Source organism: Pseudomonas sp. YQ_5, from assembly GCF_043103305.1.
GTDB classification, from domain to species: Bacteria; Pseudomonadota; Gammaproteobacteria; order Pseudomonadales; family Pseudomonadaceae; genus Aquipseudomonas; species Aquipseudomonas putida_Y.
On record NZ_JBICJS010000042.1, the window covers coordinates 231,059 to 244,303 of the forward strand.

General features: G+C 63.6%; 8 protein-coding genes. 4 read left to right on the forward strand and 4 right to left on the reverse strand.

Annotated elements, in window-relative coordinates:
- Positions 1 to 639: 639 nt before the first annotated feature.
- The gene (locus tag ACF8EA_RS07980) at positions 640 to 2,130 is read left to right on the forward strand and encodes a YifB family Mg chelatase-like AAA ATPase (RefSeq protein WP_392521460.1); all 1,491 of its coding nucleotides are present in this window, start codon (positions 640 to 642) and stop codon (positions 2,128 to 2,130) included.
- Between the two features lie 66 nt (positions 2,131 to 2,196).
- On the opposite strand, the gene ACF8EA_RS07985 is transcribed toward ACF8EA_RS07980, so the two are convergent.
- On the reverse strand, positions 2,197 to 2,565 hold the full coding sequence (locus tag ACF8EA_RS07985) for a response regulator transcription factor (protein WP_392521462.1): 369 nt from the start codon (positions 2,563 to 2,565) through the stop codon (positions 2,197 to 2,199).
- Entirely contained in the window at positions 2,562 to 3,554 is a 993-nt protein-coding gene (locus tag ACF8EA_RS07990) for a response regulator (RefSeq protein WP_021784861.1), read from the reverse strand. Before ACF8EA_RS07990 ends, ACF8EA_RS07985 begins: the two co-directional genes overlap by 4 nt.
- A gap of 238 nt (positions 3,555 to 3,792) precedes the next feature.
- On the opposite strand from ACF8EA_RS07990, the gene ACF8EA_RS07995 reads away from it, so the two are divergent.
- Positions 3,793 to 8,841, forward strand: a complete 5,049-nt coding sequence (locus ACF8EA_RS07995) for an AAA family ATPase (protein ID WP_392521464.1) — start codon at positions 3,793 to 3,795, stop codon at positions 8,839 to 8,841.
- Between the two features lie 96 nt (positions 8,842 to 8,937).
- On the opposite strand, the gene ycaC is transcribed toward ACF8EA_RS07995, so the two are convergent.
- Together ycaC and ACF8EA_RS08005 are read right to left on the reverse strand one after the other, a co-directional pair.
- Positions 8,938 to 9,564, reverse strand: a complete 627-nt coding sequence (ycaC, locus tag ACF8EA_RS08000; protein ID WP_003253573.1) for an isochorismate family cysteine hydrolase YcaC — start codon at positions 9,562 to 9,564, stop codon at positions 8,938 to 8,940.
- A 72-nt stretch (positions 9,565 to 9,636) separates the two neighbouring features.
- Positions 9,637 to 9,999 (reverse strand): AraC family transcriptional regulator, encoded by a 363-nt coding sequence (locus ACF8EA_RS08005; RefSeq protein WP_012054076.1) that lies wholly within the window; start codon positions 9,997 to 9,999, stop codon positions 9,637 to 9,639.
- 180 nt (positions 10,000 to 10,179) lie between these two features.
- Between ACF8EA_RS08005 and ACF8EA_RS08010 the strand changes: the two genes are divergently transcribed.
- The gene (locus ACF8EA_RS08010) at positions 10,180 to 11,154 is read left to right on the forward strand and encodes a GlxA family transcriptional regulator (RefSeq protein WP_021784863.1); all 975 of its coding nucleotides are present in this window, start codon (positions 10,180 to 10,182) and stop codon (positions 11,152 to 11,154) included.
- 154 nt (positions 11,155 to 11,308) lie between these two features.
- A complete protein-coding gene (locus ACF8EA_RS08015) occupies positions 11,309 to 13,096 on the forward strand; it encodes a monovalent cation:proton antiporter-2 (CPA2) family protein (protein ID WP_101196338.1) in 1,788 nt (595 codons plus the stop codon).
- Positions 13,097 to 13,245: the final 149 nt, after the last annotated feature.

The following is a 13,245-nucleotide window of genomic DNA, read 5'->3' on the forward strand; positions in this document are numbered from 1 at the left end:
CGTGGGACGCAGCGAACATGCTGGAAACGAAACTATGCCCTTTCACGGTTTATTTGCGTCATTTCACCATACCCCCTTTCGGCTAAGGGGCCATACGAAGACTTGCAAAACATCTATAAGATAGTTTGCAGTTAAGTGTCTCGGTGTGGCTCTATACAGAAAATGGCCGAATTTTAATCATCAGACTCACGCACGAGTGCCATAGCAGAAGCTAGCTTGCGACTGATGGAACTGTGCTCCGGTACCGAAACGCATTAACCAGATGAGCGCGGTGTTCGGTGCGGCCAAGCCGTAATGAGCTCATTCGTTCGTCAACCTCCGGCGCTAACACGATGAAATGGCCGGGGCACAACGGCGTATATCATCAAGCAGATCATGTTCCAGATTTCCTTCCTCTACCGCTACAGGTGTGCCGAACACCGCAAGCTCCGGCGCAAGGCAATTTGCCCATAACACTAAGCCATAGCTGGTACCTGCGCGAAACCTATTGGATCCATTTTTGCCGAAGCCCATGAAAACGCAGGGAAAACCCCTGCCCTGAAAAACCACGACGCACACTTGTTGCGCCAGCGTTGGCAGCACTGGCTATTCTTTGCCCAGCCGCAGGAAGCGGCATTTTCCAGCAACAACGGAGTGTTCATGTCCCTAGCCCTCGTCCACAGCCGCGCCCAGGTAGGCGTGCAGGCACCGGCGGTCAGCGTCGAAACCCACCTGGCCAACGGCCTGCCTCATCTCACCCTGGTCGGCCTGCCGGAAACCACAGTCAAGGAAAGCAAGGACCGGGTGCGCAGCGCCATCGTCAACTCCGGGCTGAAGTACCCGCAGCGGCGCATTACCCAGAACCTCGCCCCCGCCGACCTGCCCAAGGATGGCGGCCGATATGACCTGGCCATCGCCCTAGGCATCCTCGCCGCCGACGGCCAGGTGCCGATTGCCACCCTAGCCGATATGGAATGCCTGGGCGAACTGGCGCTGTCGGGGAAATTGCGCCCGGTGCAGGGTGTGCTGCCTGCGGCACTGGCGGCACGCGAAGCAGGCCGGGCGCTGGTGGTACCACGGGAAAATGCCGAGGAAGCCAGCCTGGCCGGCGGGTTGGTGGTATATGCGGTGGGCCACCTGCTGGAGTTGGTCGCCCACCTGAACGGCCAGGTGCCGCTGCCGCCCTACGCAGCCAACGGCCTGATCCTGCAGCAACGCCCCTACCCGGACCTGAGCGAAGTGCAGGGCCAACTGGCAGCCAAGCGTGCCTTGCTGCTGGCTGCGGCCGGGGCGCACAACCTGCTGTTCACCGGGCCGCCCGGCACCGGCAAAACCTTGCTCGCCAGCCGCCTGCCCGGGCTGCTGCCACCGCTGGACGAGCACGAAGCGCTGGAAGTGGCGGCAATCCAGTCAGTCAGCGGGAAAGCGCCGCTGAACAGCTGGCCACAGCGGCCCTTTCGTCACCCCCATCACTCTGCGTCCGGCCCGGCGCTGGTCGGTGGCGGTAGCCGACCGCAACCAGGTGAAATCACGCTCGCCCATCACGGCGTGTTGTTTCTCGACGAACTTCCAGAGTTCGAGCGGCGCGTACTGGAAGTGCTTCGCGAGCCACTGGAGTCAGGTGAAATCGTGATTGCCCGTGCCCGCGACAAGGTGCGTTTCCCCGCGCGCTTCCAGTTGGTGGCGGCGATGAACCCCTGCCCTTGCGGCTACCTGGGCGACCCCACTGGCCGCTGCCGCTGCAGCACCGAGCAGATCGCGCGCTATCGCAACAAACTGTCCGGGCCACTGCTGGACCGCATCGACCTGCACCTGACCGTGGCTCGCGAGAGCACTACATTGAACAACCAGCCTTGCGGTGAAACCAGTGCCGATGTCGCCGTCAGGGTGGCTGAAGCGCGGGAGCTGCAGCACAGCCGACAAGGGTGTGCGAATGCATTTCTCGACCTTGAAGGTTTAAGGCACCACTGTGGGTTGGTAGCGGCGGACCAAGTCTGGCTGGAAGGGGCCTGCGAGCGGCTGACCTTGTCGTTACGGGCGGCGCACCGGTTGTTGAAGGTGGCGCGGACACTGGCGGACCTGGAGGGATGCGAGACGATAGGCCGGGCGCACCTGGCCGAGGCCCTGCAGTACCGGCCAGGGAGCAGTTAGATTGTCCAGGCTGTGATGCCTCTGCAGGAGCGGGCTTACCCGCGAAGAGGCCGGCACAGCCATACCTCACTGACCGCCGGCCAAAGCCTCTTCAACCGCCTTCAGCAGCACCTCTTCAGAGAACGGCTTGCCCAGGCAGGCCAGTGCCCCAAGGCCCATCGCTGCCCTTACCGAGCCATCGTCCCAATGTGCCGACATGCAGATCACCGGCAAGCGCCACCCCCGCCGTGCCAGCTCACGCTGTACCTCCAGCCCGCTCATCCCCGGCATCTTCAGGTCCAGCAACACACAGCCCGCCTCGCCCGCCAGTGGCGAGGCCAGGAAGGCGTCCGCGGCGGAAAACGACAAGGTCTCGAACCCCGCCGAGCGCAGCAGGTTGGCCAGGCTTTTGCGCACCGAGGCATCATCGTCGACGATGCACACCACTCTGCTCATGCGCTGCCCAGGCTCTCAGACCGCGCGCCGAGAAGGTTGTGCATGGCCGCAAGCTCCAGCAGCGAGCGGGACTGCATCTTGTTCATGATGTTCTTCTTGTGCACCTTGGTCGTCACCTCACTGGTGCCGATCTGCCTGGCAATCTGCTTGTGCGACAAGCCGCCTACCACCAGCGAGAAGACCTGGCGCTCACGCTGAGTCAGGCGCTGGTACTTTTCCTCGACCTGCCGCGCATGGAGCCACTTGCGGCCTTCGGCCACGGCACGGGCGCGCACTGTCTGCAACAAGGTCAGCAACTGGTCTTCATCGAACGGCTTGGTCAGGAACTCCACCGCTCCGGCGCGCATGGCCTGGACTGTCATCGGGATGGTGCCGAAGCCGGTCATGAACACGATCGGCCAGGGCAGCGCCAGCCGGCACAGCGCATCCTGTACCTCCAGGCCGCTTGTACCCGGCAAGTGCATGTCCAGCAGCAGGCAGGCACAGGGGGTTTCCAGGCGGGCCTCGAACAGGGCCTCGGCGCTGGCAAACAAGTGATGCGGGATGTCCTGCGAGCGCAACAGCCGGCCCAAAGCGGTGCGCACCGACGGGTCGTCATCCACGACCAGCACCGGCACGTTCACGCGCTCATCGAGCGGCTCGACAGCCTCGGCCATGGTGTGCAGCAACGACCCACCCAGTGCCTGACCCGGCACCTCGAGGCTGATCTGCGCGGCCAGACGGTAGCCCCGGCGCGGCACGGTCTGGATCAGGCCGCGGTCGCCAAAGGCCTTGCGCAGCAAGGACACCTGCACCTGCAAGTTATTGTCCTCAACCACCGTACCAGCCCACACCTGACTGAACAGCTCGTCCTTGCCGACCACGCGGCCCCTGGCCCTGATCAGCGTGGCCAGCACTTCGAAAGCACGCCCCCCCAACAGGATCGGCTTGCCGTCGACATAGACTTCGCGCCGCTCCAGCGACACCAGGGCATTGCCTATTCGGATCATGGCTTCCTCGCGCGGGCACGGGCGTTTTCGCTGCATGGGCAGCCTAAGCCAGCATACGCATTCAGACAATTATCCCGAGGGATAGGTTGGCCTGAGGACTATACAAAAGCCCGCCAGCCCTCAGGGGACGATAACGGACAACAGCGTGCCCGTTCCTGCCAAGCAGGCTGTATCCCGCATTCATGCTGGGCCCGCTGCGTATACTCGCGCCTCAGGATGTCGCTAGCGGGGGTGCTTTATGCTCGATGAACGCCTTGCCCACAGGCCCATCGATTACGATCAGTCAATCGACGAAGGCTGGCTGAACCAGTGCGAGATCAGCGCGCTGGGCCAGGAAGGTGAACTCAGCTATTTCCGCCTGCGCGACCCAGCCACAAATCAGGCTTGGATTGCCGTGCGCGCCCCGCTCGAGGCCCCTACCGCCTGTCAGCGCCTGGAACGTGACTACCGCCTGCAACTGGACCCGCAATGGGCGGTGATCCCCTCTGCGTTCGTGCGCTCGGCTGAAGGCCCATTGCTGGTGTACCCGGCCGTGCGCTCAGTCGCCGACCTGATCGCGGAAGGCCCTGCGGCGCTGGAGCCGTTTCTCGACATCGCGGTGAACGCCTCCCTCGCGTTGGCGCAAGCGCACGAAGCCAATGTGCTGCACGGTACACTGCAGCCCGGGCATGTGTGCCTGGGCGCCCACCAGCGGGTGCGACTGGGCTTCTTTCGCGCCGACCCGGCAGAGCGGATCAGCGAACAGGGCACCCCGCTCGGCAATTGGGCCTACCTGGCACCGGAACAGGTTTGCCCGCACGGTAGCAGCAGCGACCGACGCAGTGACATCTATGCCCTGGGCGCGATCCTCTACCAGTTATTGCTGGGCGAGCTGCCACTGGCCGGGCGTGACACCCAGCACTGGCGACAGCTGCATGCGGGTGTGCAGCCGCGTGCGGCCTGCGAAGTGGACAGCAACGTGCCGCCACCCCTCAGCCTCATCCTGGCAAAGGCCTTGGCCAAAGAGCCGGACGCCCGCTACCAGAGCGCGCGCGCCCTTGCAGTGGACTTGGCTCACTGCCAGCGGCAGTGGGCCGCCCACAAAACCCTGGCACCCTTCACGCCAGGTTGCGCCGACCCGGTAGCGCCTGGCCGCACACGCCTGTACGGCCGCGGCGCCGAGCAAAAGGCCATTACCCTGCTGCTCAGGGCCTTGCATCGCCACAGCAAACCACAAGCCCTGGTCATCAACGGCGCTGCTGGCATGGGCAAGTCGAGCCTTGTCGAAGCAGCGCTCAAGGTCAACGCCGAAGGTTACTGGGCCGTCGGCAAGTGCAACAGCCAAGCCCAAGCTGTGCCCTACACGCCCTGGATCGAAGTACTCGGCGCCCTGACCACCCAGTTGCTGGCCAAGAACAGTCAGGACCTCGACACCCTGCGCCGCGAAATCCTGCGCCGCATCAAAGGTCATGGCCGCCTGCTCGGCAAGCTGGCCCCGGACCTGCAACTGATTCTCGGCCCACTGCCCCAATTACCCGCCAAGCCCACGCGCCTTGCGCTGCAGAAGGAACTGCACGCGATCATTGAATTCCTGCAGGTTTTCACCCGGCCTGGCCAACCGCTGGTGCTGTTCTTTGACGACCTGCAATGGGCCGACGACGCCACCCGACAACTGTTGGCCCAACTGCTGGCTGAAGCGCCGGCCAACCTGCTGCTGATTTTTACCCGGTGCAACGATACGCCCACCACCAGCGCACCGCTGGCCATACCTGCAACGGTGCGCAGCACCACGCTGAACCTGCGGCCGCTGGCCGTTGGAGCGGTGGCCGAGCTGATTGGCGAGCGCTACCACGTTGCCCCCGAGGAGGCATTTCAGCTAGCCGAACTGGTGCACGACAAAACGGCGGGCAACCCGTTTTTCATCAACCAGATCCTCAGGGCCATGGTCGAGGACCAGCTGTTCATCTTCGACACCCAGGCCATGCGCTGGTCGTGGTGCCTGCAGGCTGTGGCCCGGCACTGCTATTCCGACAATGTGGCCGACCTGATGGTCCACCGCCTGGGGCGCCTGCCGGCACCGCAACGCGACCTTGTGCGGGTCGTCAGCGCGGCGGGCAGCCACTGCGATGAGCGCCTGCTTCGCCAGCTGCTCGCCCAGCCGCCAGGCGAACCGTTGAAAACCTTGATTGGCGCCGGTTTCGTGCAACCGGGCCAGAACGGCTTGGGCTTTACTCATGACCGGGTGATGGAGGCCGCTTATGCACTAACGCCCGAGCACGAGCGCGCCTCGCTGCATGCACGCATCGCCCTGGCCATGCGCCAGGCTTGGCCAGACCACATGCAGGAGGGGCTGTTCGAGCTCGCCAGCCAGCTGCAACGTGCCGCCCCCTGCGGGTTTACAGCGGATGACTGCGAAGCGTTCCTGCAGCTTTTACGCGAAGCCGCATCACGCGCACGCGACGCCGGCGCCTTCGAGCAGGCCGCAGGCTACCTGCACACCGCCGAGCAGTTGCTGCACCACGGCGCCACGCTTGAAAGCCGCGCCACGCATGGCTTTGCCATCGCCTGCATGGCGACGGAGTGCGACATGCAACTGTCACGAACGATCGCGGCCGAGGCACGCCTCACTGAATGCAGACAGCGTGCCCGCTCGGCGTTGGAGCAGGCGCGAGCGTGCCGGCTGCAGGCACTGCTGTATACCTTGCGCGGTGACTATCAGGCAGCCATCGACAGCGCCCTGAGCGGCCTGGACTTACTGGGTATAAGCCCGGTGCGGGGCGTCGACTGGCAACAGGTCGAGGCCAGTCACGCCCATGTACAGGCGTTGGTCGAACAGAAAGGTCGGCATTGCCTGGAGTCGCTACCGCGCACCGAATCGGAGGAAGTGACGGTTGCCACTAGCCTGTTGGCCACCCTGTCATCATCGTTCTTCGTGAAGGATGACATCTGCTTCCTGCACCTGGCCAAGCTGATGGAAATGTCGCTGCTACACGGCGTTGCCCCAGGTAGCACCTACGGCATGGCCTGGTACGGGGTGATGATTGCCGAACGTTTCGGCGCTTACCATGATGGCCATGCCTGTTGCCTGGCCGCGCTCAAGCTGATCGAGCGACACGGTTTCGAAGCTGATTTGACCAGTGCGCTGCTGGCCCTGGACCAGGTCAGCGCCTGGACCTCACCCATGGAATTCGCCCGACGTACCACGTTGGATGCCATCGACTCGGCGCGCCTGAGCGGCGACCTGGCGATGAGCTGCTACGCCTGCAACCATCTGGTATCAGATTCGCTGTTCATGGGCCGCTACCTGCCGGACGTGGTCGAGGAAGTGGCGCAAGGCCTGGCCACTGTGCGTCACCACGGCTACCGCGATGTCGAGCAGATCCTGCAGGCCCAGCAAGCGTTCGTCGCCAACCTGAGTGGCCTGCCCTGCCCGGCCCCGGCCGCCCCCTCCAGGTCGCCCACCACGCGGTTCTTCCAACACCTGTTCGCCGCCATGTGCGCCTTTTACATGGGCAATATCCCGAAGGCCATGCGCGACCTGGCATTGGCCGGTGACAACAGCTGGGCGGCACCGGCGCACATCAACCTGGCCGACTACCACCTGTTCCGCGGCCTGGCCCTGGGCAGCCCCGAAGCCCACGGCAGCCTTGCCGACAAGCTGCGCGAGCTACAGGCCCTGCGCGAGCGCTTCAGCCGCTGGGCCGGCTTCAACCCGGCCACCTTCCGCAGCAAGCAGTTGCTGATCGAAGGCGTCATCGCCAAGCTCGAAGGCGACGGCCTGGGCGCGATCCGCTGCTTCGACCAGGCGCAAATTGCCGCCACAGCTGCCGGTTTCATCCACGAGCAGGCACTGGCCCATGAACAGCTGGCCGAGGTGTGCATCCCCAACGGCCTGATCTCCGGCGCCAACCTGCACCTGCGCATCGCCCGCGACTGCTTCCATATCTGGGGCGCGACCGGCAAGGTGCACCAGCTCGAGACATTGCATCCGTTTCTACGCACCCAACCGATTCAGGAGACCTATCGCGCCACCCACCAGGCCAAGCTGGACCTCGAAGCCGGCATAGAAGCTGCGCGGGCACTGTCCGAGGAAGTGCTGCTCGAAGGCCTGATCGAAACCCTGATGGGCCATCTGACCCAGCACTCCGGTGCCGACCGCGGCGTGTTGCTGATTGTAAGCGGCGCCGAATTCCAGATGGCTGCCCTGGCCCACATCGACGACGCCGGGCTGCACGTGAGCATGGACAACTGCCAGAAGTTCATGACCCAGGCACCGCTGTCAGTCATCAACGCCACCATGCGCACCCGCAAACCGCTGGTGCTCAACGATGCCCTTGATGAGTGCCCTGAGGCCTTCCGCCAACAACTGCAGGCACGCAACGCCCGCTCGGTGCTGTGCCTGCCGCTGGTGATCCAGGGCGTGCTGATCGGCCTGGTGTACCTGGAAAACCGTCTTGTGCCGAACCTGTTCGGCAGTCAGCGCCTGGCCATGCTGGAGATCCTCGCCTCGCAGGCGGCGGTGTCGCTACAAACGGCCAAGTTCTACACGCGCCTGGCCGAGGAGAACCAGATCCGCGCACAGATGGAGGCTGAGTTGCGCCGCTCGCGTGCGGAACTGGCGCGCAGTGCGCACTTGCAGGCGATGAATGAGCTGTCAGCGTCCATCGCTCACGAGATCAGCCAGCCGCTCCTGGGCATCGCCTCCAATGCCGCGGCCAGCCTGCGCTGGCTGAAACGCGCCAAACCCGACCTGGAAGAAGCGATTGCCGGCCTGGAAGATATCCGCAATGACAGCGAACGGGCCGGCAACATCGTGCGGGCGCTACGGTCCTTGGCCAAGCAGTCGCCGATGCAGCTCAAGGCAGTGAAGCTGGACGAATTGATCCGCGAGGTGGTGCGCCTGACCTCGGCCGATGCTGCCAAGGGCAAGGTGAATGTGCAGACGCAGCTACAGGCCGGGGTCTGCGTGACAGCCGACCCGGTGCAGTTGCAGCAGCTGGTGTTCAACCTGATTACCAATGCCTTGGAAGCATTGGCGGGGTATCGCAGTGACGGGGTGCTGAAGATTGGATCGGCGGTGGTCGAGGATGGGGTGGAGGTCTGTGTGGACGACAACGGGCCGGGGATCATGGCGGACGAGCGGGAGCGTGTATTCGATGCTTTTCGTACCACCAAGACCGGTGGCATGGGGATGGGCTTGGCGATCTGCAGTTCGGTGGCTCAGGCCCACGGCGGGCAGTTGCAGGCGCTGGTGTCGCAGTTGGGTGGATGCCGGATTCGCTTCTTTCTGCCTGTGAGCCACTCATAACCTGTGCCGGCCTCTTCGTGGGTAAACCCGCTCCTACAGTCGGCGCAGCCATGGTAGGGGCGGGTTTACCCGCGAAGAGGCCGATACAGGTTTACATCATCGCGAGGCGAGCGCTGCGTAGCTGTTCATCAGGTTGCGGTAGTTGGGAATACGCTGCGACAGCAGGTTGCCCAGCCCTTCGATATCGTTGCGCCAGTCGCGGTGCAGTTCGCAGGCCACCGAGAACCAGTTCATCATCTGCGCACCCGCCTGGGTCATGCGCACCCAAGCCGCTTGCTGCACGGTTTCGTTGAAGGTGCCCGAGGCATCGGTCACCACGAACACTTCAAAGCCTTCCGCCAGAGCCGACAGGGTCGGGAAAGCCACGCACACATCGGTCACCACACCAGCGATGATCAGTTGCTTGCGGCCCGTGGCCTTGATTGCCTTGACGAAATCTTCGTTGTCCCAGGCGTTGATCTGGCCCGGACGGGCAATGTACGGCGCATCTGGAAACATTTCTTTCAGCTCGGGCACCAACGGGCCATTCGGGCCTTGCTCGAAGCTGGTGGTGAGGATGGTCGGCAGGCCAAAGAACTTGGCCAGGTCGCCCAAAGCCAGCACGTTGTTCTTGAATTCGTTGGGCGAAAAATCCTGCACCAGCGAGATCAGGCCAGTCTGGTGGTCGACCAGCAGCACCACGGCGTCGTCTTTGTTCAGGCGCTTGTAATCGGGTTGGCTCATGGGGGTGACTCCTTGGGTTGGGATAACGGGCCGGCACTGTCCGCAGGGGTTATACCGGTGGATAGCTTCGGCTTAAGAAAGTACCTGCGCCTGCCGCCAGGCCTTGGGTGGCTGGCCGACCAGGCGGCTGAACGCGCGGGTGAAATGGGCCTGGTCACAAAAGCCGCATTCCAGGCTCACATGGGTGATAGGTGCCTCAGTGGCGAGCAAGCGCTTGGCCTTTTCCATGCGCGCCAGCAGGCGCCAGGCTTGCGGCGAAAGGCCGGTGTTGACTTTGAAAGCGCGGGAAAAATGGCTGCGGGTAAGGTTGCATACCGCGGCGATCTCAATGATCGACAACGGGCTGTGCAACATCAGCTCCTTGGCCCGGCGCAGCCGCGCGGGCGTGAGTGCGCCGGGGGTTTGCAGCGGCGCTTCGGGCGTCCCAGGGTACATGGCGACTCTCCTGTTCAATGCAGAAAGTCTCGCCCCCGGCACATGACGAAGTCCTGAGCCAAACCTGAATTATTGTTAATTGTGCGCTGCTGGCCCTGAGCGTTTTGCCGATACCTTAAGATGCGTTTCGTATTCAGCTTTTGGCCGCTACCAGCGGCCGGCATTCAAGGCGAAAGAGGTATGCAGGAAAAACCCGCCCACCGCACCGTGGCCATGGTGCTGTTCAACGATGTGCTACTGCTGGATGTCACCGGCCCCATGGATGCATTCGCCATCGCCAACCGATTCTTGCCAGCAGAACGGCAATATCGGCTGCTGACCTTGGCCGAGGGACAAGCGGTGGTACGCGGCTCATGCGGCCTGAAGGTAGTGGCAGACCGGCGCCTGGAAGACTTGCCGGAAGCCGTCGACCTGTTGCTGGTGCCCGGCGGCCCAGGAGCCTATGCCGTCGCATTGCCAGGGATCGAGCGCTGGCTACCCAAGGCCGTGCGCCAGGCCAAACGCTTCGGTGCCATCTGCACCGGAGTGTTCCTGCTGGGGCGGGCCGGGTTACTCAATGGCTATCGCTGCACCACCCACTGGAATTACGTGGAGCGCCTGGCACAAGCGTTTCCCGAGGCCAAGGTGGAGACCGAGCAGATTTATGTGATGGATCGCTGCCTGATCACCTCGGGCGGTATCACTGCGGGGATCGACCTGGCACTGGCGGTGGTTGCCGAGGACCATGGCAAGGCGCTGGCCCTGGAAGTGGCCAAGGTGCTGCTGGTTGCCCGTCATCGTCAGGGCGGGCAGACACCTTACGGGCCGTTGCTGGCTGCGGTACCACGCGACGACTCGCCGATTGCCCGGGTGCAGGCCTATATAGTCGACCACATCGAGCAGGCGTTCACCGTGCAGAAAATGGCCGAACTGGTGGCCATGAGCGGGCGTAACTTTGCCCGAACGTTTCTGCGCGAGGTGGGAATGACGCCGCTGCAGTACCTGCAGAATGCGCGCATCGACCGCGCGCGCAAGCTGCTCGAAGGCAGCGACCTGCCGTTAAAGGTTGTGGCGGCGCAGTGCGGGTTTGGCAGCGACCGGCATTTGCGCAAGGTGTTCTGTGAGCGGATAGGCATGACGCCGGCGCAGTATCGCACGCAGTTTGGTGGGGGTTGAGCGCGGGCCACTCACACAACTGACCACAGCCACCGTCTCTTTTTTCAGGACAATGTTTCTTCCCGACATCAGATTGTCTAATGCCACCCCAGCCTCCAGAATCGTCGGCCAACCTGTAATAACGCTGCCCCGGCAGCTCATGGAGTAAGAGCCAATGCCACACGAAGGCAGCCTTCTGCAAACTGCGGTGATCTTCCTGCTTGCCGCCGTCCTCGCCGTCCCCCTGGCCAAGCGCTTGCAACTGGGTGCCATGCTCGGCTACCTGCTCGCCGGTGTGGTCATCGGCCCGCAAGCACTTGGCCTGGTCCACGACACAGAAAGGGTGGCGCACATTTCCGAACTGGGTGTGGTCTTGCTGCTGTTCATCATCGGCCTGGAGCTGTCGCCCAAACGCTTGTGGCTGATGCGCAAGTCGGTGTTTGGTGTCGGCACTGCCCAAGTGTTGCTGACCGGCGCGGTTATCGGCGCCATCGCCCTGTTCGGCTTCAGCCAGACGCTGCCCGCGGCCATCGTGCTCGGTCTGGGCCTGGCGCTTTCGTCCACCGCCCTTGGCCTGCAGAGCCTGGCCGAGAACAAACAACTCAATGCCCCGCACGGCCGTCTGGCGTTCGCCATCCTGTTGTTCCAGGACATCGCCGCGATCCCGCTGATCGCCTTGGTACCACTGCTGGCCGCCACTGGCCCGGACATCAGCAGTGGCGACAGCCTGGAGAATGGGCTGAAGGTATTCGCCAGCATCGCCGTGGTCATCATCGGCGGCCGCTACCTGTTGCGCCCGGTGTTCCGCACCGTGGCTCGCACCGGCCTGCCGGAAGTTTCCACTGCCACCGCCCTGCTGGTGGTGATCGGCACCGCCTGGCTCATGGAACAAGCCGGTATTTCCATGGCCCTGGGCGCCTTCCTCGCCGGCCTGCTGCTGGCAGACTCGGAATACCGCCACGAGCTGGAATCACAGATCGAACCCTTCAAGGGCCTGCTGCTGGGGCTGTTCTTCATCAGCGTCGGGATGGGTGCAAACCTGCACCTGCTGCTGGAGATGCCGCTGGTGGTGCTGGGCCTGACCCTGTTGCTGGTGGCCGTGAAGCTGGTGCTGCTGGTCGGCACCGGTCGCCTGGCCGGCGGCCTGAGCGGCGCCAGCGCGCTGCAACTGGGCATGGTGCTGGCCGCCGGCGGCGAGTTTGCCTTTGTGGTGTTCAAGCTGGGCAAGGACCAGGGCCTGTTCGATACCCAGACCTACGACCTGCTGCTGATGACCATTACCCTGTCGATGGCCATCACCCCACTGCTCATGATTGGCTGCGCCCGTGCCCTCAAACGCGCGCAGCCAGTGCGTGAAGTGCCCGACCATTACAAGGCCATCGACGCCGGCACGCCGCGGGTGGTAATCGCCGGCATGGGCCGCATGGGCCAGATCGTCGCACGTATCCTGCGGGCACAGAAGATCCCGTTCGTTGCCCTGGAAACCTCGGTGGATGCCATCGAGATGACCCGTATGTTCGAACAGGTGCCGGTGTTCTACGGTAACCCGCTGCGGCCCGAAGTACTGCATGCGGCCAAGGTGGGTGAGGCGGAGTACTTCATCATCACCATCGATGACCCGGAGGCCGCCATTCGTAGCGCTGAACGGGTGAAACGCCTGTACCCGCACCTGAAAGTGCTGGCCCGGGCGCGTAACCGCCAGCACGTACACAAACTGGCGGATGTGGGCGCCGAGCCGATTCGCGAGACATACCACTCCAGCCTGGAAATGGCCCGCCGGGCACTGGTGGGGTTGGGCCTGAGCGATGAACAGGCGGCGGACCGCATTGCACGGTTTACCCAGCATGACGAAGAGGTGCTGGAGGCCCAGGGGCAAGTGCGTGATGACCGGGCCAAGGTGATGCAGACGGGCAAGGAGGCGCGGGTGGAGCTAGAAAGGTTGTTTGAATCGGATGCGGGTTGAGGCCTTTTGGCGCATGCCTTGAGGGTTGTAGTGCCTGTGAGATCGAGCGCCGCCCGCGCGGCGCATCGCGAGCAAGCTCGCTCCTACATTTGTTTCGGGCCAGTATTGCCTGTGCCTGCGCGCGCGACCGCCCTGTTTGTCCCCCACGA